This is a genomic window from Micromonospora lupini (genome assembly GCF_026342015.1).
Classification (GTDB): Bacteria; Actinomycetota; Actinomycetes; order Mycobacteriales; family Micromonosporaceae; genus Micromonospora; species Micromonospora lupini_B.
The window spans coordinates 2,463,294-2,484,938 of sequence record NZ_JAPENL010000001.1; the positions used below are offsets into that span (position 1 = coordinate 2,463,294).

Below are 21,645 nucleotides of genomic sequence, written 5' to 3' on the forward strand. Positions count from 1 at the left end.
CCGCGACGGGCCGGGGCGCCGGTGGCGGCGAACCAGCTCACCGGGCGAACGGCTCCGCCATGGCCGCGGCGGCCCGCAGCCACGCCTGCCGGGTCTCCGGCTGGAGCTGGTGGTACTCGATCGACGAGCCGGTCTCCAACGCCGGGTCGTACGGCACCACTGCCACCGCGCGGGTACGCGTGGCGAAGTGCCGCTCCAGGTCGTCCTGCAGGGGCGAGCGGCCGGGAGTGGGGCAGGAGATGAGGGTGACCGCGTTGTCGGCCAGCTCGCCCATGCCCTCCTCGTGCAGCAGGTCGAGCATCCAGTCGGCGCTGAACGCCGCGTCCTCGCGGGGCACGGTGGTCACCACCAGCTGGTCGGCGGCCTGCATCACGGTGCGCCAGTTGGCGCTCTCCACGTTGTTGCCGGTGTCCACGCAGACCACGTCGTGCGTACGCCGCAACAGCTCGAGCACCCGCTTGACGGTGAACTGGTCGAGCCGCTGGGCGAAGCGCGGGCTCTCCTCGCCGGCGAGGACGTCGTACGAGCCGTCGGAGGCGTGCCGCAGGTAGTCGTCCAGCCGCTCCAGCAGGGTGGCGTCCTCCAGGATCTCGATCTGGGCCAGGTCGCTGATCAGGTGTCGGATGGTGCGCGCGTGCCGGGCGCTGCCGGCGCGCAACCCCAGGGTGCCGCGCAGCTCGTTGTCGTCCCACGCCAACACGCCCCGCCCCCGGACGCTGCCGACGGTGGCGGCGGCGAGCACCGTGGCGGTGGTCTTGTGCACGCCGCCCTTGGGGTTGGCGAACGCGAAGACGCGTGGGGTGCCCAGGTCGCGGCGGAGCACGCCGGTGGCGCGTTCCAATTCCTGGTCGACGCCCTGCGGCCGCCACTCGATCCGGGCGGGGTAGCCGCGCTCGGCGATGGCCGAGCCCGGTGGCGGCGCGACCGGCGGGGCGGGCGGCGCGGTGGCCGGTGGTGGCGCGACAGGTGGCGGCGCGACAGCCGGGACCGGCGGGGTCACCGGCGGCACCTGAGTCGGATAGCCGGTCTCCGGCTGGTAACCGGTCTCCAGCAGCGCGTACCGGGACTCCCCCGCCGGGTTGCCCTGCCGGTAGCCGTTGTCCAGGAGGGCGTAGCGCGACTCCGGCTCGGCCTGGCGCGGCGGCGTCTCGGGCTCGGCCTGGTAACCCGGGTCGGCACGGTACGTCGGCTCGGTCTGGTAGCCCGGGTCGGCGCGGTAGGTCGGCTCGGCCCGGTACGTCGGGTCCGCGCGGTACGTCGGCTCGGCGCGATAGTCCGGCTCGGCCCGGTACGTCGGCTCCGCGCGGTAGTCCGGCTCGGCCCGGTAGTCCGGCTCGGACCGGTACGTCGGCTCGGCCCGGTAGGCCGGCTCGGCCCGGTAGTCCGGCTCCGCCCGGTACGTCGGCTCGGACCGGTACGCCGGCTCGGCGCGGTAGTCCGGCTCGGACCGGTACGCCGGCTCCGCGCGATAGTCCGGCTCGGACCGGTACCCCGGCTCGGCACGGTAGGCGGGATCGACCCGGTAGGTCGCCTCGGCCCGGTAACCGGGCTCCTGGCCGTACGACAGATCGGCCGGATGCCCGATGGCCGACGCCCGCCCCGCGTAGCCGTTGGGGGCCGCGCGTCGCGGCAGTGGATCCGGTGCCGCCTCGTCGGCGCGGCGCTCGGGCTCGGGCTGCTCAGCGGCCCGGCCACCCAGCCGGGCACGGTCCAGCAATGCCCGCCACCTCGGCGCTGGTTCGGCCGGCCGGCCCCAGCCGGTCTCACTGCCCTCCACGGCCCGCCCTCCCAGCACCATCGATCTCTGTCTGACAGGCTACGAACCAAACCCTATTCGGACCACACCTGAGCACGCACACCACCCGGCGCAGATCACGACGGGGAGGGCGGCAGCAACCCGGCGCCTGTCGCGTCCGGGGAGGTGGTGACACTCGGCGGGGCCGCCTCGGTGGGCTCGGCCGAGGGCGACTCGGGTGACGGGATTGTTACGAGCGGTGCGGGTTCCGACGATTCGCCCATCGGCACCGGCGGCCGGGGCGTGCTCGGCGTGCTCGGCGTCGACCATCCGCTCGACAGCGGCGTCGGCACCGGACCGGACCCGGTGTCGGCAGGCGGGCGGACCACGTCGCGTTGCTCGGGCAGTGGCGGGTTGAAGACCGTGCGGTCGAGTCGGTACACCTCGGGTGCCGGGTCGACGGCCCGCACGTCCGGGCGGGAGGCGACGCCCCGCAGCACCGCCGGCACCGCGCGCACCACCGCCGCGTAGACGCAGGCGCAGCCGGTGCGGAACGCCGCCGCCTCGGCGCTCGCCACGTCGGCGTCGGTGGCGTACCGCTCCCGCAGCTCGCGGTCGGCGGCGCCGTCGCCGCGCACCCCGGCGGCCCTGGCCCGGTAGTCGGCGGCCTCGCCGTCCTTGCGGGCGGCCACCTGCGCCATGCCGGCGACCACGTCGTCCGGCACGCGCAGCGCGGGGATCCGGACGATCTCGGTCTGCCGGCCGGGCAGCGGCACCCGCCCGAAGACCGTCGAGACCGACACGTCGCCGAGCACCGCGGCCAGCCGCTGCGGTGGCAGGTACGCGTCGAGCACGACCAGGGCGTACGTCCCGTCCCCGGTGGCCGGGGCGGTCGGGCTCAGCGCGGCCAGGTCGGCCGCGGCCGAGCGCAGGTAGCCGGGGACGGAGTCGCCGTCGGCCACCCCGACACGTGTCACCTCGCCCACCGTCCGGTCGCCCACCGGCGCGTCGTCGGCGGCCCACACGGCGGTGCCCAGCACCGCCGCAACAGAGAGCACCGCGGCCCAGGTGAGCACGCCGGACCGCCCCGACCGGTCACCGAGGCGGGCCACCGCCCGGGTCAGCGGCGGCAGCAGCCGTTGGTCCAGCTGCCGCAGCAGGTCGCCGGCGCGCACGGGCGGGATCCCCTCGTCGGATCGTCGTCGGGTGGTCGCCGCTCAGTCACGCAGGATCTCAAGCGCACGTTCCAGATCGTCAGGGTAGTCGCTGACGAACCGGACCTCGTCCCCCGAACGGGGGTGCACAAAGCTCAGTTCGCGGGCGTGCAGCCACTGTCGGGCCAGGCCGAGACGGGCCGAGAGGGTGGGATCGGCGCCGTACGTGAGGTCACCCACACAGGGGTGCCGCAGCGTGGAGAAGTGCACCCGGATCTGGTGCGTCCGGCCAGTCTCCAGCCGGACGTCGACAAGGCTGGCCGCCGGGAACGCCTCAAGCGTGTCGTAGTGGGTGATGCTCGGCTTGCCGCCGGACACCACAGCCCAGCGGTAGTCGTGGGTGGGGTGCCTGTCGATGGGCGCGTCCACGGTGCCCCGCAGCGGGTCCAGGTGCCCCTGCACCACCGCGTGGTAGCCCTTGTCCACCTCGCGGTACTTGAAGGCCCGCTTCAACGCCGTGTACGCCTGCTCGCTCTTGGCCACCACCATGATCCCCGTGGTGCCCACGTCGAGGCGGTGCACCACGCCCTGCCGCTCGGCGGCGCCGCTCGTGGAGATGCGGTGTCCGATCGCGGCGAGGGCGCCGATCACGGTCGGGCCGGTCCACCCGGGGCTGGGATGCGCGGCCACGCCCACGGGCTTGTCCACCACCACGATGTCGTCGTCGGCGTACACGACGCGCAGGCCGGGCACCGCCTGCGGCACCACTGTCGGCGGGGCGACCGGGGCGGGCAGCGTGACGTCAAGCCAGGAGCCGGCCTTGACCTTGTGGGAGTTGGGTCGGGGAGCGCCGTCGACGAGGGCGTCGCCCGCGTCGACAAGCGCGGCGGCGGCGGTCCGGGAGAGGCCGAACAGCCGGGACACCGCCTGGTCCAGGCGCATGCCGTCGAGACCGTCGGGCACGGGCAGCGAACGGTGGTCGCCACCGGCGGCGAAAGTGGAGGTCATGCCCGCTCCCTCTGCTCGGCGTCGGCGGTGGCACCCGCGTCGGCGGAGCCGCCGTCACGGCCGGCCCGGCGGCCGTCACGCTGACGACCGGTCAGCTCCAGCAGCACTGCCAGCAGCACACCGCAGACAAGCGAGCTGTCGGCCAGGTTGAACACCGGGAAGTACTCGCCGTACGGCCCGAAGACGCTGATCATGTCGACCACGTGGCCGTGGAACGGTGAGGGCGCCCGGAAGATCCGGTCCATCAGGTTGCCCAGCGCGCCTCCGAGCACCAGGCCGAGGGAGATCGCCCACGGCAGCGACCGCAGCCGCAGCGCCATCCAGACGATCCAGCCGACCACACCGATGGTGATCAGCGGAAACACCCAGGTGTAGTTCGCTCCGATGCTCCACGCGGCGCCGCTGTTGCGGGTCAGGCTCAGGTAGACCAGCCCGCCCAGCACCCGGACCGGCTCCCGGTCGCTGAGCGCGGCCAGCGCGAGGTGCTTGGTCACCAGGTCTGCCACCAGGGCCACCAGGGCCACCCCGGCGAGGATCGCGACGGCCCGGGGCCGGGGCTTGCCGCCGCCCGGGTCGGTACGGCCGGGTTCGGCGGGCGGTGCTGCGGTCATGCGCTCCCCATCGAGGTGTCTCGGCGGTGATCGCTCACCGTCTCATCGCAGACGGGGACCGGGCCTCAGCGCCGCTCCTCCAACTGCTTGCACGTCACACACAGGGTGGCCGACGGGAAGGCGGCGAGGCGCTCGACCGGGATCGGGTTGCCGCACCGCTCGCACCAGCCGTAACCACCCTCGTCGAGGCGCTCCAGGGCGCGCTCGACCTGCGTGATCCGTTCCAGAATGCTGTTGGCGAGAGAGATCTCCTGCTCCCGCTCGAACGTCTTGGTGCCGGTGTCGGCCTGGTCGTCCCCGGCCGAGTCCGTCAACCGATCGCGCTGCAGCTCGGTGATCTCGCTCAGCGTCTGATCGTACTCGGCGCGCAGCTCGTCCCGCCGCGCCGCCAGCGCCGCCCGGATCTTCTCGGTCTCCGCCGCGCTGCGGGTGGCCTTGGCCACCGGCTTGCGGCCGGCGGTCCTGGTGTCGGCTGGCTTCGCCATGGGTCGCTCCCTCGGCCGCGGAGCCGCGCGGTCGCGGCACCTGGTCAGGGGCGCCGACGAAGGCGGCCCCCAAGTACGAAAAGGGGCGCGCGGCGACGATGGCCGCGCACTCCGGAGGTTGGCAAGAATACGGAACGTACAGGCGTCCGACAACGTGGCGCACCGTCGTACCGCTCAACAGCCCCGATCCCTGCCTAACCGGGGCAAAGGGAACGCTAGCAGATCAACCGACCGCCTCCTCCCCGTACTCGCCAAACCATCGGGCCAGCCGGCCCCGTCGGCTGACCGCCCGCAGCCGCCGTTCGGTGGCGTCGCGTACCCCACCGGTGGCGACGATCAGCAGGCTGTCGCCGGTTTTCAGCCGGGTGTCCGGGCCGGGCACGAAACCGACCCCGTCGCGCAGCACCAGGGTCACCGAGGCGCCCACCGGCAGCCGCAGTTCGTCGACGTGCACGCCGGCCAGCCGCGACCCCTCCGGCACCTCAAGCTGGAGCAGATCGGCACGCATCCGCTCCAGCGGCGCGGTCTCCACGTGGATCTCGGTGGCCTCGGCCGGCGCGGTGATCCCCAGCCGACGGGCGAACGGACCGAGCGTGCTGGTCTGCACCAGCGTGAAGATCACCACCAGCACGAAGACCGCGTCGAAGAGACGCTCCGCGCCCGGCACCCGCTCCGAGAGCGGAATGGTGGCCAGCACGATCGGCACCGCCCCGCGCAGCCCGGCCCAGGACAGGAACGCCTGCTCGCGCAGGCCGACCCGGAACGGCAGCGCCGACACGGCCACCGACAGCGGCCGGGCCAGCAGCACCAGCGCCAGACCGGCGACCACCGCCGGCAGCACCGCCGCGTCCAACCGGCCCGGCGAGACCAGCAGACCGAGCAGCACGAACAGCCCGATCTGGGCGAGCCACGCCAACCCGTCGGCGAAGCCGAGGATCGCCCGCCGGTGCGACAGCCGGGCGTTGCCCAGCAGCACCCCCGCCACGTAGACGGCGAGGAAGCCCGAGGCGTGCAGCACGGCGCCGGCGGCGTACGCCAGGACGGTGATCCCGACCGCCGCGATCGGGTACAGCCCGGCGGACGGCAGCGCCGCCCGGCGCAGCGCCCACGTGCCGGCGAGGCCCGCACCCACGCCGACCGCCGCGCCGACGCCCAGCTCGTAGCAGACCAGAGCGACCTCGTACCACCACGGATGCGAGAAGCCCTCGTGTGACAGCAGCACCACCAGCAGCACCACCGGGGCGTCGTTCATGCCCGACTCGGCCTCGAGTGTGGCCGTCAGCCGCGGCGGCAGCCGCAGCCGTCGCAGGGTGGCGAACACGGCCGCCGCGTCGGTGGAGGACAGCACCGCGCCGTAGAGCAACGCCAGCCGCCAGTCCAGACCCAACAACAGGTGTACGGCGATGCCGACCACCACGATGCTGACGATCACGCCGACCGTGGAGAGCGCGGAGGCCAACCCGAGGACCGGACGCAGCGCGCTCCACCTGGCGGTCAGGCCACCCTCGGCGATGATCACGATCAGCGCGCAGAAGCCGAGGGTCCGGGTCAACTCCACGTCGTCGAAGCGGATACCCAGCCCGGCCTCGCCGATGGCCACGCCGAGCGCCAGGTAGACAAGCAGGCTGGGCACGCCGAGGCGACTGGAGAGCCGGACGGCGCCGACGGCCACCAGCAGCACCGCCGCGCCGAGCAGCAGCGCGATATCCAGCCCGGGCGTCACGGTTGCCGGGCCCGGGCGGTCCTCACCCTGCGGATCCGTCGCGCAGTCGGTGCAGCACGTCGGTCAGCCCGGGGCCCGGCCGGTCGACGAGGAACAGCTTGTCCCGGCTGGTCGCGCCGGTGCGCAGCGACACCATGGCCGTCCGCACGCCCAACGCGTCGGCGAGGGCACGGCGGGCCGCCTCGGTCGCCCGGCCGTCCACCGCCGGAGCATGGACCGCGATCACCAGGGCGGGACCGTGCGGGCCGTCGAAGCGGCCACCAACCGTGTTCCGGGAGGCGCCGGGCTTCACCCGCACCGCCACGGTGAGCGCGTCCTGCGGGGGCACCGGCACCGCGCTCAGATCGGCCGAGCATCGGTGAGCAGGGCGGTCGCCGGCGCACACGCCGCGCACGGCGTGAAGCCCAGCTCGACGGCCTCGGCGACCGGAAGGGGCTCGGACACACGGCCGGCCAGGTGCGGGCACCCGGCCAGGTGGTAGCGGGGCCGCCCGTCCACCACCACGACGGGGTCGGGCAGCCGGGAGACCCGGGCCGCCTCGGCAGGGGTGATCGGTTGCTCGGCCGGCTCGTCGGCGAGCGCGTCGACCGCCGCCGCGTCGGAGGGGTACCCCTCGTCGCCCCGCGCCACGAAGGGCGATGCCGGGCTGACGGGCGAGGAGCGTGTCCCGTCGGCCGGGGACACGAACCGCGTCTCCGGCTCGAACGGCGGCGCTGCGACAAAGGGCGAGGCGGCGTCATGCGGCGAAGCCACATCGAAGGGCGAGGCGGCGTCATGGGACGAAGCCACATCGAAGGGCGCGGCCGCGTCATGCGGCGGCCACGCGTCCGACGGTGGCGCCGCGTCGGGGTCGGACGGCGGCTCGGGTGGTTGCCGCCACCCGGCGCCGCCGTTACCGACAGTCGAAGGTACGTGCTGGACCGGCACGTCCGGCTCGGCCAGCGGTGGACCGTACGCGAACCCCGGCTCGGCCTGGCTGGCCCTGCGGAATGTCGCGCGGTCCCGCGGACCGGGCCGACCGGAATCCGCCGTCGCGCGGTTGGCGGCTGCCTGGCGGGCGCCTGCCACCAACGCCACGGCGGCCAGCAGACTGGCCGCGATGGAAATGGTCAACAGAATGCTGGAGCCACCGGCCAGACCGAACACCAGCAGCACCACAGCGACGAGGATGAGCAGAAGACTCGCAACTATCACGGCTCACCCCCGCCGCTTCGTACCGTCCAGGCAGGGCCGGCGACCGTCACCATCTGCGGACAGCGATCGCCGGCCGGTGCTCAGCGTCCGGCTTCGAGGGCGCCGGAGCGCCCGCCGCCGTACGAACCGGCGAGCCCTGCCGCCGCCAGTCCGTTGCCGCCGGCGACCCGACCTGCTTCGGAGCGGGTCATCTCGGCTTCGAGGCCCTGGCCGCGACCGTCGAGGTCCCGCAGCTGGCTCTCCAGGTACGCCTTGAGCCGGGTGCGGTACTCGCGCTCGAACTGCTTGAGCTCCTCGATGTGCTTCTGCAGGGCCGTGCGCTTGGCGTCCAGGCCACCCATGGCCTCCTGGTGCCGCTGGCGGGCGTCCCGCTCCAGGGCGTCGGCCTTCGCGCGAGCCTCGCGGGTCACCTCCTCGGCCTTGCTCCGGGCCTCGGACAGGAGCTGGTCGGCCTCGCGGCGCGCGTCGGACACGTGGTCGTCGGCGGTGCGCTGGGCCATCATCAGCACGCGCAGGGCCTGCTGCTCACCGTCACCGGTGACGCCGCCGGCCGGGCCGCCAGTCGCCCGGACCTGCTCCAGCTCGGCCTGCATGGCGCGGGCGGCCTGCTCGGCAGCGGACTTGTCGCGCTGCACCCGGTCCAGCTGGGCCTTGACGTCGTTGAGCTCCGCCGCCAGTCGGGCGTCGCCGCCGGGGCCGGCGGGGGCGCCGCCACGGCCGCCGCGCTCCACCTGGGCGCGCAGCTCGTTGTTCTCCTCGATGAGACGGGCGAGCTCGCGCTCGACCTCGTCCAGGAAGGCGTCGACCTCCTCCTCGTCATACCCCCGTTTGCCGATCGGCGGCTTTTTGAAGGCGACGTTGTGGACGTCGGCCGGGGTCAGCGGCATCGAAACTCCTCGGGTCAGTTGCGGCCGCGAAAGCGCGTCGGTCATCAGGCAGATGCCGTGATCGACGGCCCTAACACGAACTCCATCAGCACGAACAGGATAACCAGGAGCACAAGGGAGGCCAGGTCGATGCTCACGGTACCAATTCGCAGCGGAGGGATCACACGCCTCAACGCGTTGAGAGGGGGATCAGTGACGCTCCACACGGATTCCAGTCCTGCAGCCGCGCCCCGCCCCGGCTGCCACCGACGGCCGTACTGAAGAACGGCGCTCAACACGAACCGGGACAGAAGAAGAAGCAGGAAGACATAAAGGACCAAGTACAACACTTGCAGTAAGATCGACAACACGGTAAGCGACGTCCCTCGGGTCGGGCGGGGTCAACTCAGGCTGAAAAAACCACCCTCAGCGATCTTGGCCTTGTCCTCAGCGGTGACCTGGACATTGGCCGGTGAGAGCAGGAACACCCGATTGGTCACGCGCTCGATCGTACCGCGCAGCCCGAACGCCAGACCGGCCGCGAAGTCAACCAGACGGCGGGCGTCGGCCTCATCCATCTCGGTGAGATTGATGATCACTGGTACGCCGTCGCGGAAGTGCTCGCCGATGGTGCGCGCCTCGCGGTAGGTGGTCGGGTGCAGAGTGGTGATCTGGTAGCGCTGCTCCTCCTCGGGCACGGCCACGCGCTCCCGGGTCGCGGCCTGCGGCGCGAGGGCCAGATTGTCGCGCGTGTGGTAACTCAACGCGCCCGACGTGTCGCCTGCCGAGGACCGCGTGATCGACCGCACGCTTGCCCGCTCGGCACGCTCCGCCCGCTCGGGACGCTCACCGTCACCGCGGTCGGAGTCGCCGCCGCGCCCGGTGGACCGCTCGGAGAGCCGGCCCCGCTCGCTGGCGCGCGGCCGGGGAGCCGGCGGCTCCTCGGCGTCGTCGTCGTCCTCGTCGGCGAACTCCTCGGCGTACCGACTCTGCCGGTACCGCGACTCGCGGTAGCCACCCTTGTCGTAGCCGCCGTCGTCGTAGGCCCGCTCGTCGTCTTCCTCGACGAGACCGAGCCAGACCCCCGCCTTGCGCAGTGCACCCATCCCGCGCCCTTCCGTCCGCCGTGCGGCACTCGCCCCCGTGCCATGTCGCCCGTCGCGAGTGGACAACCATGCCCATCGGACCGGAACGGCAATCCCCCTGGCGCGCGATTCGCGTCGCGCGTCACGACCCCCACAAGGATCCGCCGCCCTGAAACAACACTGATGTAATTTGCCTGTCTCGCGGTCAGGCTACCGCAGCGTGGGACGCATTCCGAGCAACGCGCTACCGACGCGGACATGTGTCGCGCCGTATCGGATCGCGATTTCCAGGTCGCCGCTCATTCCCGCCGACAACGCTGTCGCTCCCGGATGGAGCGTCCGAAACGCCTCGGCCACCTCGGCCAGTCGGGCGAAGGCCCGCTCCGGCGTCCACCCCAGCGGCGCCACCGCCATCAGACCGGCCAACCGCAGCGCGGGCGCGTCGGCCACCGCCGCGGCGACCGCCTCCAACCCCGCTCCCGGGTCGGCCGAGTCGGGCAACGCGCCGCCGCGCGCCGGGTCGCCGTCGATGCTCACCTGGACCAGGGCGTCAAGCGGTCGTTCCCGCTCCGCCGCCGCGTTGCCCAGCGCGCGGGCCAGCCGCACGCTGTCCACCGAGTGCACGACGTCGGCATAGCGGACGACTGAGCGGGCCTTGTTGCGCTGCAACTGTCCGATGAAGTGCCACCGTGGACGTACCCCGGCCGCAGCCACCTCGGCGGCCTTGCCGGCCGCCTCCTGGTCGCGGTTCTCCCCCAGGTCGGTCACCCCGAGACCGGCCAACGCCAGCGCGTCCCCGGCCGGGTACGTCTTGGTCACGGCGATCATCGTGACGTCGGCGTGGTCCCGGCCCGCGTCCGCGCAGGCGTCGGCGATCCGGGCCCGCACCTGGGCCAGGCCGGCCGCGAGTTCGGCGCGCCGTTCCGGTCGTACCGTGGCTGAGCTGTCGGTCATCGGCGGCGCTCAGGAGCCGTTCTTGAGGAAGTCGGGCACGTCCACGTCGTCGAAGAGCACCCGGCGCGGCGACTGGGTCGGCGCCGGCAGGGTGGCCGGCGGAGGCACCGGGGCGCTCTGCGGCGCCGGCTGGTTGGTGTTGGTCTTGCGGGTCGGCTCGGCCGCCTTGTACGCCGGGGTGCCACCGTCGAAGCCCGCCGCGATGACAGTCACGCGCACCTCGTCGCCGAGCGCGTCGTCGATGACCGCGCCGAAGATGATGTTGGCGTCCGGGTGGGCCGCGTCGGTGACCAGCTGGGCCGCGTCGTTGATCTCGAACAGGCCCAGGTCGGAGCCACCGGCGATGGAGAGCAGCACGCCGCGCGCGCCGTCCATGCTCTGCTCCAGCAGCGGGCTGGAGATGGCCGCCTCGGCCGCCTCGACCGCGCGGTTCTCCCCGCGGGCGCTGCCGATGCCCATCAACGCGCTGCCGGCGCCGCTCATCACGCTCTTGACGTCGGCGAAGTCCAGGTTGATCAGACCCGGGGTGGTGATCAGGTCGGTGATGCCCTGCACACCGGAGAGCAGCACCTGGTCGGCGGTGCGGAAGGCGTCCATCATGCTGATGTTGCGGTCACCGAGCGCCAGCAGCCGGTCGTTCGGGATGACGATGAGCGTGTCGCACTGGTTGCGCAGCTCGTCTATCCCCGTCTCGGCCTGCACCTGGCGGCGCTTGCCCTCGAAGGAGAACGGGCGGGTCACCACGCCGATGGTCAGCGCGCCGAGCTTGCGGGAGATGTTGGCCACCACGGGCGCGCCGCCGGTGCCCGTGCCACCGCCCTCACCGCAGGTCACGAAGACCATGTCGGCGCCCTTGAGCACCTCCTCGATCTCGTCGCGGTGGTCCTCGGCGGCGTTCTTGCCGACGTCCGGGTTGGCCCCGGCCCCCAGACCGCGGGTCAGCTCCCGGCCGACGTCGAGCTTGACGTCGGCGTCGCTCATCAGCAGCGCCTGGGCATCGGTGTTGATCGCGATGAACTCGACGCCCTTGAGCCCAACCTCGATCATCCGGTTGACGGCGTTGACGCCGCCGCCCCCGATGCCGACGACCTTGATGACCGCCAGGTAGTTGTGCGGAGGTGTCATCTCCGGTCCTTTCCTTCGAGATTGGCTTCGGCCGACCGGGTACGGCGTGGCCAGACCAGCGGCCGACGACAGCTGTCACCAGCGAGAGTCAGGGGCGAACCCTCACCCTCTACTAGAGGCTTACAGTTATGTCAACCACTGAACCTCTTCGGGGCAACGTAAGCGCCACCACGCGATGAGCCAAGGACCCGACCGGCGTGTCGCCGCCGGAGCGCGACTCGTCACGTCCCCGCACGCTCACCCGTCAGCGGAAGGTCACCACGTCCGGGGCGCTCACGTCGATCCGGTCGCTGTCCTCACCGAGCAGCGCCGTCGCCACCCGGGCCTTGTCCGTACCCCGCGTGGCGTCGCCCCAGACCACCGTGCGGTCCCCGCGCAGCCGCAGGCTGATCCGGGCCAGGCCCTCCACCCTCAGGTCCACCAGCTCGGCACGCAGTTGCGGGGTCAGCGCCCCGAGCACCTCAAGCGCGGCCCGGGTTTCCGGGTCGGCGGCGGCGGGCCGGGCCACCCGCACCAGCGGCAGCCCGGCGGGGCGGCGGGCCACCGTCTGGAACGCCACGCCGGTGCGGTCGACAAGCGCGAACGTATCCGCCTGCGGCACCACCGCCACCGCCGTCCGCTCGGTCACCCGGACCACAAGGGTGCCCGGCCAGTCCCGCGACACAGTGGCCCGCTCCACAGGCGCCAACCTGCCGACCCGACGCGCGGCGGCCGCCAGGTCCACCCGGGCCAGCGGCACCCCGTCCGCCACCCCCACCGCGTCGCGCACCTGCACGTCCGTGACCAGCTCGGCGCCCTCCACAGTCACCGCGCGGACCCCGAGCAGCCCGGTACCGAGGACCGTCCAGGCGACCAGCCCGAGCAGGGCCAGCACCCCGGCGGCCACCGCCCACGGCAACGCCGCCCGCATCCGACGCTGCCGGGCCCGGGCCATGAAGCGGCGGGTCGACGGCGGCACCGCGTCGCTGCCGGCCCGGACCAACTGCCAACGCCGCGCCGGACCGCGCCGCGGGGCGCCACCGTCGGCGCCGCTGGTCCGCCCTCGGGCGGGGCCGGGGCTCATCCGGCCGTGGGGGCCGCGCCGTCCGGTGCGGCAGCGCCACCGAGCGCCGCCCCGTCGCCACCGGCCGTCGACCCGCCCGGCACCGGCTGGCCGATCGCCGGGGTCGTGGCCACCGGGTCGACGGTCGCGGTCGGCGCGGACTCGGCGGTACGCGCGCCCAGGGCGGCCAACAGCTCGTCACCCATCAGCGAGATCGGCGGAGCGCCCATGGTCACCACCACGTCCCCCTCGCGGGCCCGGCGGACCACCTCGACCGGCGCGTCCTCCCAGGAGTCGACGAACACCTTCCGCTCGGCCGGAAGCGCCACCGCCTCGATCAGCGCCGCCGAACCCTCACCGGGCTGGCGCAGCTCGCCCGGCCCGAAGACCTCCAGCAGCACCACCTCGTCGGCGATGGCAAGCGCCTCGGCGATCTCCGCCTGGGAGTCGCGGGTGCGGTACAGCCGGTACGGCTGGAAGACGACTATCAGCCGCCCGTCACCGGCCACCTCACGCAGCGTCTGCATGGCAAGCGTCATCGACGTGGGGTGGTAGGCGTACTCGTCGTAGACAAGCACGCCGTCCGCGACACCCTTGCGCTCGAAGCGCCGCCGGACGCCCGGGAAGACCGCCAGCGCCGCCTCCGCCGCCGGAAGCGGCAGCTCCAGCAGGTACGCGGTCAGCACCGCCGAGGCGCTGTTGAGCCCCATGTGCCGGCCCGGCACGGGCAGCCGGAACTCGCCGAGCGACCGCCCGTCGATCGCGGCCAGGTAACGCACTCCCCGCGCGGAGGAGACGATCTCGGTCAGCCGCAGGTCGGCGTCCTCGGCCACCCCGTACGTGTGCACCCGCCGCCCCTCGGCGCGCAGGGTCGCCGCCAGCCGCCGACCGCCCGGGTCGTCGGCGCAGGTGATGATGAACCCGTCCGGGTCGGTGAGCCGGGCGAACTCGACGAACGCCGCCTCCAGCGTCGCGTAGTCGCCGTAGGTGTTCAGGTGGTCCGCCTCGACGTTCGTGATGATCGAGACGTACGGGCGGTAGATGAGGAACGAGCGGTCGCTCTCGTCGGCCTCCACCACGAAGTACTCGCCGGTGCCGTGGTGCGCGCCCGAGCCGACCTCGGAGATCTCCCCGCCGATCACGAAGGACGGGTCGACCCCGGCCTGCTGGAGCACCATTGTCACCATCGAGGTGGTGGTGGTCTTGCCGTGGGTGCCGGCGACCGCCACCGCCCGGCGACCTGTCATCGCCGCGGCCAGGGCCTCCGAACGGTGCAGCACCCGTAGGCCGCGCCGACGCGCCTCGACCAGCTCCAGGTGGTCCTGTGGGATCGCCGAGGAGTAGACGACGGTGTCCACGCCGTCGAGGTTCGTCGCCTCGTGGCTCATGTGGATCGTTCCGCCCAGCGCCCGCAGGCCGGCCAGCGACGGCCACTCCCGCAGCTCGCTGCCGGAGGTCGGGATGCCCCGGGTGAGGAAGAGTCGGGCCAGGCCGCTCATGCCGACCCCACCCACCCCGATCAGGTGGATGGTGCCCAGGTCCTCGGCGGTGAGCGTGCCGGCCGGGGTGAACTGCGCGGTCATCGGGCCACCGCCTCGAGGACGAACGAGCGCAGCGCCTCGTCACCGTCGCGCCGCCCGTACGCCGATGCCGCGGCGCCCATCGCGTACAGCCGCTGCGGGTCGCGGATCAGTGGGATCACCGCGCGCTCCAGCCAGTCCGGGGTCAGCTCCGCGTCGTCGACGAGCAGCCCGCCGCCGGCCTCCACCACGGGCAGCGCGTTGCGCTTCTGCTCCTGGTTGCTGTGCGGGTACGGCACGAAGATCGTCGGCAGGCCGATCGCGGCGACCTCGGCGACGGTCATCGCGCCGCCCCGGGCCAGCATGAGGTCGGCCGCGGCGTAACCAAGCTCCATCTCGGACAGGTACGGCAGCGTCACGTACGGCACCGGCAGGTCGGTGGGGATCGGCACCGGCTCGTTGCGGGCGCCCATCACGTGCAGCACCTGCACACCGTTGCGGGCAAGCTCCTTGGCCGCGCCGGAGACCGCCAGGTTGATCGAGCGGGCGCCGGACGAGCCGCCCGCGACGAAGAGCACCGGCAGGTCCGGGCGGAGCCCGAAGCGGGCGCGGGCGGCGTTGCGCAGCGCGTACCGGTCCAGGGAGGCGATGCTGCGGCGCAGCGGCACCCCCACCACCGTCGCGTCACGCAGCGACTCGGCCTGGCTCGGCTGGTGCGGGAAGCCGACAGCGATGTTCTTGGTGAACTTCATGCCGAGGCGGTTGGCCACGCCCGGCGGCACGTTCACCTCGTGGATCACCATGGGCAGCTCGCGGCGCCACGCGGCCAGGTAGGCAGGCACCGAGACGTACCCGCCGAAGCCGACGACCGCGTCGGCGCGTACCTCGTCGATGATCTTGCCCGCGGCGCGGGCCGCGGTCCACATCCGGCCCGGGGTACGCACCAGGTTCATGTTCACCGAGCGGGGCAGCTGGTACGCCGGGATCTGCCGCAGGTCGTAGCCCTGTGGCGGGATCAGCTCGTTCTCCATGCCCTTGGGTGTGCCGAGGCAGGTGATCCGGACGCCCGGGTCGTGTCGGCGCAGGCAGTCGGCGAAGGCGAGCAGCGGGTAGATGTGTCCCCCGGTGCCACCTCCCGCGAGCACCACCGAACGCAGCGGACCCATCAGCGTCTCCTCTCGCTCGCCGTACCCTGGCGGCTCCGGCCCTGCCGGACGCCGCGCGGTGCGGCCTGGTCGTCCTGGCGCCGCTCGCGGGACCGGGGCACGGACCCTCGGCCAGCCGGCGGCGTCGCCGGTCGGCGACGCCGGCCGGGAAGCGGCGGCAACGGGGCCCAGAGTAGTCGGACCCACCGGGCCGGCGGACGGGCATGCAGCGCTCTGGCCGCATCGGGTTCGGCGCGGGCGAAGGACGCCAGCATCCCGATCGCCGCCAACGTCACGACCAGGGCACTTCCGCCGTCGGAGATGAACGGCAGCGGCAGACCGGTGATCGGCAGCAACCCCACCACCCCACCGATGTTGATCACCGCCTGGCTCACCAGCCAGGTCGTGACCGCGGCGGCGGCGAGCCGCCGGAACGGGTCGTCGACCCGCCGGGCGATGCGCAGACCTGTGTACGCGAGCACCGCGAACAGGCTGAGCACCACCGCGCAGCCGATCACCCCCAACTCCTCCGAGATGATCGCGAAGATGAAGTCGTTGTGTGCCTCGGGCAGCCAGTCCCACTTGAGGCTGCCCTTGCCCAGTCCGACGCCGAACCAGCCGCCGTGCTCGATGGCCAGCCGGCCCTGATAGAACTGGAGACAGCCGTCGAGCTTGCACTTCTCCGGGTCAGGTGGATTGAAGAACATGGCGAGCCGGGCGAAGCGGTAGTTCTCCGCGCCCTGCTCGCCGGAGCCGGCGCCCAGCGAGGCCACCGCGACGAGCAGTCCGACGCCGACCAGCCCGGCCGCCGCGAGGGTGCCGAAGATCCGCATCCGCACCCCGGCGGCCCACAGCAGGCCGACCACCAGGGCCAGCAGGCAGAGCATCGTGCCCGTGTCGTTGTAGCCGACCAGGACGAAGAGCAGACCCATGACCGGAAAGAGCGGCGTGGCCAGTTCCCGCCACCAGCCCAGCGCGGCGCCCTTGCGGGCGATGACATGCGAGCCCCACAGCACCAGCGCGAACTTGGCCAGCTCGGACGGCTGCACCTGGATCCCGCCGACGAACAGCCAGTTCAGCCGTGCCTCGACCGGCCCGAGGACTACCGACTTCTGGTCGGTGAGCCGGCCGTAGGCCACCAGCAGGTTGAGCACCAACAGCAACGCCACCGACGTGAACAGCAGCGGCCGGCCCAGCGAGCGGTAGGTGCTGGCGGGCAGGCGCTGGCAGACCCAGAAGGCCCCGATGCCGATCACCGCGAAGATGGCCTGCTTGGTCACCGAGGCCGAGGCGTTGCCGTCCTCGGCGTAGTCCCTCACGCTTGTCGCCGAGAAGACCATTGTCAGCCCGATGAGCAGCAGCAGGCCGGCGCTGGACAGCAGCAGGTAGTAGGACGCCAGCGGCCGGTCCAGCAGGCCCCGAAGCGCGGCCAGCCCGCCGGCCGGATCCAGCCCGCGCAGCGGGACGGCACCGCCGCCCTCCGGCTCACGCCCCGCCGAGCCAGCGGCACGCCCCGCCTCACCACGCCCCGGGGCGCCCGGCTCGCGCGCTCCCCGGCCCGACTCACGCGCCGCGCCGTCCACCTCGCGTGCGGCGCGGTCGGGCTCACGCGCCGCGCCGTCCGCCGCACCCGCCGCGCGATCGGGCTCACGCCCCGCGCGGCGGGGCTCGCGGGCCGCGCGGCCGGGCTCGGCGCTGCGCGCCGTACCCGGTGACCGTCGCGGCCGACCGGCTGTCCTGTCCTCGGTGCCTGGTTCCTCCCCCACCCGGACATCATCACCGCTCGGCGCGCCCGACAGGCCCACAACGACGCACCGGGCGTGTCGGGCCTCGGCCCCGGGGAGCGCAGCGCGCAGCCCGCATCGCCGGCCGGCCTGCCGGCCAGGGCGGCCGAACAGGGTGGATCAGGTCATGTTGGCGAGGAACTCGCTGTAGAACAGGCCCAGCGCGATGGCCACACCGATGCCGGCGATGATCCAGAACCGGACCACGATGTTGACCTCGCTCCAGCCGGCCAACTCGAAGTGGTGCTGCAACGGCGACATCCGGAACACACGTTTGCCTGTGGTCCGGAAGGAGATGATCTGGATCACCACGGACATCGTGATGATCACGAAGAGCCCGCCGATGATCGGCAGCAGCAGGATGGTCCGGGTGGACATCGCCATGCCGGCGATCAGGCCGCCCAGGCCCAGCGCCCCGGTGTCGCCCATGAAGATCCGCGCCGGGGACGTGTTCCACCAGAGGAAGCCCACACAGGCCCCGGCCGCGGCCCCGGCTATCAGCGCGATCTCCAGCGGATCCCGGACGGAGTAGCAGTACGCCTGGGTGTAGCTCGGGTCGGCGCACCAGTGCCGGTACTGCCAGAACGCGATGAGCGCGTACGCCGCGAGGACCATCACCGAGGCGCCGGTGGCCAGGCCGTCCAGACCGTCGGTGAGGTTCACCCCGTTCGTCGCGGCCATCACCACGAAGATGAAGATGATCACCGCGCCGATCTTGCTGACCTCCAGGGCGTCGATGTCCCGGATGAAGCTCAGCGTGGTGCTGCCCACCGTCTCGGTGTTGGTCTTCGCGCCCGTCGCGTCGGTCATCGTGCTCGGGAAGTACAGCGCCACGACGCCGAAGACCGCGCCGACCAGGATCTGGCCGAGCAGCTTGCCGCGCTTGTTCAGACCGGCGCTGTTGCGCTTGCGCACCTTGAGGAAGTCGTCGAGGAAGCCCACCGCGCCGGAGAAGACCATCAGCCCCAGCAGCACAAGCGCGGTGATGGTCGGCTCCACCTGGGCGATCTGCAGGTCCGGCAGCGTGGTCAGCGCCAGGTGGCCGGCGACGTACGCGATCACCGTGGCCAGGATGAAGACCACGCCGCCCATCGTGGGCGTGCCCTTCTTGCCCTGGTGCATGGCGGGGCCGTCGGACCGGATCGGCTGGCCGGCCTTGAGCCGGGTGAACACCTTGATCGCGATCGGCGTGCAGAACAGCGAGACGAGGAAGGCCACCCCGATCGCGACGATGACCGCCCTCATCGGGTGGCCTCCTCGGCGGCGTCGGCCCGCAGGGCGTCGGCCACCTCCCAGGTCCGGTACCGGGAGCCCTTGACCAGGACGACATCGCCCGGCCGTAGCTCGCCCCGCAGCACCTCGACGGCCGCCGCCTGATCAGTGAGCAGCACCGACTCTCCTCCCCAGTTCGCTACCGCTGTCGCGCCTTCGTGGATCGGCGCGGCCGGCTCACCCACCACGAGCAGCCGGTCGACACCCAGCTCGGCCGCGAGTCGGCCGACCTCGGCGTGGCCGTCGCGCTCGAACGGGCCCAGCTCGGCCATGTAACCGAGCACCGCGACGGTACGCCGTTCCCGGCCGAGGCTGGCAAGCGCCCGGAGCGCGACAGCCATCGAGGCCGGATTGGCGTTGTACGAGTCGTCGATGACCGTCACCCCGTCGGGCCTGTCGAAGACGTCCATCCGCCGGGTGGACTTCAACCCCAGCGCGCCGAGCGCCGGGGCCAGGTCGGCCAGCGGCATGCCCAGCTCCCGGGCGACCGCGGCGGCGGCGAGGGTGTTGCCGACCTGGTGACGGCCGGTCAACGCGAGCCGCACCGGCACCCGCCCCTCCGGCGTGACAAGGGTGTACGACGGGTGCCCCCGCTCGTCGAGCGTGACGTCCTCGGCGCGCAGGTCGGCGTCCGGCGCCTCGCCGTAGCGGACCACCCGGGCCCGGGTGCGACCGGCCATGGCGTCCACCCGGGGGTCGTCGGCGTTCAGCACGGCCAGCCCGTCGGCCGGCAACGCCTCGACCAGCTCGCCCTTGGCCTGGGCGATGTTGTCCTGGGAGCCGAACTCGCCGATGTGCGACGTCCCGACGTTGAGCACCACCGAGATGCGGGGCGGCACCAGCTCACACAGGTAGCGCACGTGCCCGATCCCGCGGGCGCCCTTCTCCATGACCAGGTAGCGGGTGTCCGGTCCGGCCAGCAGAGCCGTGTACGGGTGGCCCAGCTCGTTGTTGAACGACCCGGGCGGGGCCACCGTGGCGCCGAGGCGGGCGGTGAGCTGGCCGATCAGGTCCTTCGTGGTGGTCTTGCCCGAGGAGCCGGTCACGCCGATCACGGTCAGCTCGGGCAGCCGGGCCACCGCCGCGCGGGCCAGCCGGCCCATCGCGGTCAGGGCGTCGTCGACGAGCACCATCGGCACCTCGGGCAGCTCGCGGGTGCCGAGCACCGCCACCGCGCCCGCCGCCAGCGCCGTCGCCGCGTAGTCGTGCCCGTCGACCTTCTCCCCCGGGAAGGCGACGAAGAGCGAACCGGGCCCGACCTTGCGCGAGTCGAACTCGACCGAACCGGTGACGGTGGCGGCCGGGTCGGCGTGCACGAGCCGCCCGTCGACCGCCGTGGCCACCTCGGCCAGGGTCAGCGCGATCACCGCTGACCCGCCCGGTCGGAGAAGCGGGCCCGCAGCGCGTCGGCCAACTCGGTGCTGTCGTCGAACGGGTACATCTCGCCCGCCACCTCCTGGCCCCGCTCGTGACCCTTGCCGAGCAGCGCGATCACGTCACCCGGCTCGGCCAGCCGGACCGCCTCGTCGATCGCGTCCCGGCGACCTGCCACCTCGATGATCCGGGCGGCCGTGCCGGCCCGGTACGCCCCGGCGAGCACCTCGGCGCGGATCTGCGCGGGGTCCTCGGTACGCGGGTTGTCGTCGGTCACCAGCACCACGTCTGCCCCCTCGGCCGCGGCGGCGCCCATCACGGGGCGCTTGCCCCGGTCCCGGTCTCCGCCGGCGCCGATCACGCAGATCAGCCGGCCGGCGCTCAGCTCCCGCAGCGCGGCGAGGGCTGCCACTATCGCGTCGGCCTTGTGCGCGTAGTCGACCACCCCGCGCACCGGCCCGACGACGTCGACCAGTTGCAGGCGGCCGGGCACGCCACCGCAGGCGGCCACACCGGCCGCCGCGGTCACCGGGTCCACCCCGGCGCCCACCAGGGTGGCGATCGCCAGCAGCGCGTTCGCCACGTTGTGCCGCCCGGGCAGCGCCACCCCGGCGGTCAGCGCCAGTCCGTCCGGGCCGTGCGCGGTGAACCGCTGCGCGTACCCCTCGCCGTCCACGCCGTCGGCCCACCACGTCGCTGTCGGATCGCCGAGCGCCGAGTAGCTGACGGTCGCCGGCTTGTAGAGCGGCTTCAGCGCCGGGTCGTCGTGGTTGAGCACCTCGACCGCGCAGCGGCCGTCGAAGAGCTGCGCCTTGGCGGCGAAGTAGTCGGCGCTGTCGGCGTGGAAGTCCAGGTGGTCGGAGCCGAAGTTCGTGTACCCGCCGACGGCGAACCGCACCCCGCCGACCCGGCCCATGGCCAGGGCGTGGCTGGAGACCTCCATGACCACTGCGGTGACGCCGCGCTCCCGGGCGGTGGCAAGCATCGCGTGCAGGTCGGTCGCCTCGGGGGTGGTGCGCACGCTGTCGATCACCAGGTCGCCGAGCCGGGTCTCCACCGTGCCGATCAGCCCGGTGGTGTGGCCCGCGGCGCGCAGACCCGACTCGACCAGGTACGCGGTGGAGGTCTTGCCTGCGGTTCCGGTCACGCCGATCACGGTGAGCGCTGCCGTCGGGTCGCCGTACACCGCCGAGGCCAGCTCGCCGAGCACCGCGCGCGGGTCGGGCACCACAAGGGCGGGCAGGCCGCTCGCCGCCGCCAGCTCGGCGCCGGCCGGGTCGGTCAGCAGGGCCACCGCGCCGGCCTCGGCCGCGCCGACGGCGAACTCCGCGCCGTGGCGGCGGGCGCCGGGCAGGGCCGCGTACAGGTCGCCGGGGCGGACCTCCTGGCTGGCGTGGGTGGCGCCGGTGACGACCACGTCGGCGGCGTCCGCCGGGAGGTCGACGGCGAGCCGGACGGCGAGGTCACCGAGCCGGACGCCGGTCACGGTACGTGGACGTGGATTGCCGGGCACGGCGTCAGACCCTACCCGGTCGTCCGGTTCCGGCCGCACAGCCGCCCCGGTGGTT

Annotated in this window: 20 protein-coding genes; all 20 read right to left on the reverse strand. The window is 73.1% G+C overall.

Annotated features, from left to right (window positions below; all coding sequences use genetic code 11):
• Window positions 1–37: 37 nt before the first annotated feature.
• Window positions 38–1,777 (reverse strand): MinD/ParA family ATP-binding protein, encoded by a 1,740-nt coding sequence (locus OOJ91_RS10770; RefSeq protein WP_266244467.1) that lies wholly within the window; start codon window positions 1,775–1,777, stop codon window positions 38–40.
• Window positions 1,778–1,872: 95 nt separating this feature from the next.
• A complete protein-coding gene (locus OOJ91_RS10775) occupies window positions 1,873–2,910 on the reverse strand; it encodes a hypothetical protein (RefSeq protein ID WP_266244468.1) in 1,038 nt (345 codons plus the stop codon).
• Between the two features lie 42 nt (window positions 2,911–2,952).
• Window positions 2,953–3,897, reverse strand: a complete 945-nt coding sequence (locus tag OOJ91_RS10780; RefSeq protein WP_266244469.1) for an RluA family pseudouridine synthase — start codon at window positions 3,895–3,897, stop codon at window positions 2,953–2,955.
• Window positions 3,894–4,508: a signal peptidase II gene (lspA, locus tag OOJ91_RS10785; RefSeq protein WP_266244470.1), complete on the reverse strand. Its 615-nt coding sequence runs from the start codon at window positions 4,506–4,508 to the stop codon at window positions 3,894–3,896. Before lspA ends, OOJ91_RS10780 begins: the two co-directional genes overlap by 4 nt.
• A gap of 65 nt (window positions 4,509–4,573) precedes the next feature.
• Window positions 4,574–4,993, reverse strand: a complete 420-nt coding sequence (locus OOJ91_RS10790) for a TraR/DksA family transcriptional regulator (RefSeq protein ID WP_007463005.1) — start codon at window positions 4,991–4,993, stop codon at window positions 4,574–4,576.
• 223 nt (window positions 4,994–5,216) lie between these two features.
• Window positions 5,217–6,716, reverse strand: a complete 1,500-nt coding sequence (locus tag OOJ91_RS10795; protein ID WP_266244471.1) for a potassium/proton antiporter — start codon at window positions 6,714–6,716, stop codon at window positions 5,217–5,219.
• 22 nt (window positions 6,717–6,738) lie between these two features.
• Window positions 6,739–7,050, reverse strand: a complete 312-nt coding sequence (locus OOJ91_RS10800; RefSeq protein WP_266244472.1) for a DUF167 domain-containing protein — start codon at window positions 7,048–7,050, stop codon at window positions 6,739–6,741.
• Between the two features lie 5 nt (window positions 7,051–7,055).
• Window positions 7,056–7,643, reverse strand: coding sequence for a hypothetical protein (locus OOJ91_RS34570; RefSeq protein ID WP_439117060.1), 588 nt, complete (start codon window positions 7,641–7,643; stop codon window positions 7,056–7,058).
• A 347-nt stretch (window positions 7,644–7,990) separates the two neighbouring features.
• Window positions 7,991–8,797, reverse strand: a complete 807-nt coding sequence (locus OOJ91_RS10810) for a DivIVA domain-containing protein (RefSeq protein WP_007463015.1) — start codon at window positions 8,795–8,797, stop codon at window positions 7,991–7,993.
• Between the two features lie 44 nt (window positions 8,798–8,841).
• Window positions 8,842–9,147 (reverse strand): YggT family protein, encoded by a 306-nt coding sequence (locus OOJ91_RS10815; RefSeq protein WP_266244473.1) that lies wholly within the window; start codon window positions 9,145–9,147, stop codon window positions 8,842–8,844.
• A gap of 30 nt (window positions 9,148–9,177) precedes the next feature.
• Window positions 9,178–9,882, reverse strand: a complete 705-nt coding sequence (locus OOJ91_RS10820) for a cell division protein SepF (RefSeq protein WP_266244474.1) — start codon at window positions 9,880–9,882, stop codon at window positions 9,178–9,180.
• 189 nt (window positions 9,883–10,071) lie between these two features.
• Window positions 10,072–10,815, reverse strand: a complete 744-nt coding sequence (locus OOJ91_RS10825) for a YggS family pyridoxal phosphate-dependent enzyme (RefSeq protein WP_266244475.1) — start codon at window positions 10,813–10,815, stop codon at window positions 10,072–10,074.
• 9 nt (window positions 10,816–10,824) lie between these two features.
• On the reverse strand, window positions 10,825–11,940 hold the full coding sequence (ftsZ, locus tag OOJ91_RS10830) for a cell division protein FtsZ (RefSeq protein WP_266244476.1): 1,116 nt from the start codon (window positions 11,938–11,940) through the stop codon (window positions 10,825–10,827).
• A gap of 244 nt (window positions 11,941–12,184) precedes the next feature.
• On the reverse strand, window positions 12,185–13,003 hold the full coding sequence (locus tag OOJ91_RS10835; RefSeq protein ID WP_266244477.1) for a cell division protein FtsQ/DivIB: 819 nt from the start codon (window positions 13,001–13,003) through the stop codon (window positions 12,185–12,187).
• Complete coding sequence (murC, locus tag OOJ91_RS10840) at window positions 13,000–14,565, reverse strand: UDP-N-acetylmuramate--L-alanine ligase (protein WP_266244478.1); 1,566 nt, start codon at window positions 14,563–14,565, stop codon at window positions 13,000–13,002. The genes OOJ91_RS10835 and murC overlap by 4 nt, the downstream gene beginning before the upstream one ends.
• Window positions 14,562–15,668 (reverse strand): undecaprenyldiphospho-muramoylpentapeptide beta-N-acetylglucosaminyltransferase, encoded by a 1,107-nt coding sequence (murG, locus tag OOJ91_RS10845; RefSeq protein WP_266244479.1) that lies wholly within the window; start codon window positions 15,666–15,668, stop codon window positions 14,562–14,564. The genes murC and murG overlap by 4 nt, the downstream gene beginning before the upstream one ends.
• Window positions 15,668–17,080 (reverse strand): peptidoglycan glycosyltransferase FtsW, encoded by a 1,413-nt coding sequence (locus OOJ91_RS10850; protein ID WP_266245362.1) that lies wholly within the window; start codon window positions 17,078–17,080, stop codon window positions 15,668–15,670. Before OOJ91_RS10850 ends, murG begins: the two co-directional genes overlap by 1 nt.
• A 471-nt stretch (window positions 17,081–17,551) precedes the next feature.
• Complete coding sequence (gene mraY / locus OOJ91_RS10855; RefSeq protein ID WP_266244480.1) at window positions 17,552–18,676, reverse strand: phospho-N-acetylmuramoyl-pentapeptide-transferase; 1,125 nt, start codon at window positions 18,674–18,676, stop codon at window positions 17,552–17,554.
• A complete protein-coding gene (locus OOJ91_RS10860) occupies window positions 18,673–20,070 on the reverse strand; it encodes a UDP-N-acetylmuramoyl-tripeptide--D-alanyl-D-alanine ligase (RefSeq protein ID WP_266244481.1) in 1,398 nt (465 codons plus the stop codon). Before OOJ91_RS10860 ends, mraY begins: the two co-directional genes overlap by 4 nt.
• Window positions 20,067–21,629 (reverse strand): UDP-N-acetylmuramoyl-L-alanyl-D-glutamate--2,6-diaminopimelate ligase, encoded by a 1,563-nt coding sequence (locus OOJ91_RS10865; protein WP_266244482.1) that lies wholly within the window; start codon window positions 21,627–21,629, stop codon window positions 20,067–20,069. The genes OOJ91_RS10860 and OOJ91_RS10865 overlap by 4 nt, the downstream gene beginning before the upstream one ends.
• Between the last annotated feature and the right edge of the window lie 16 nt (window positions 21,630–21,645).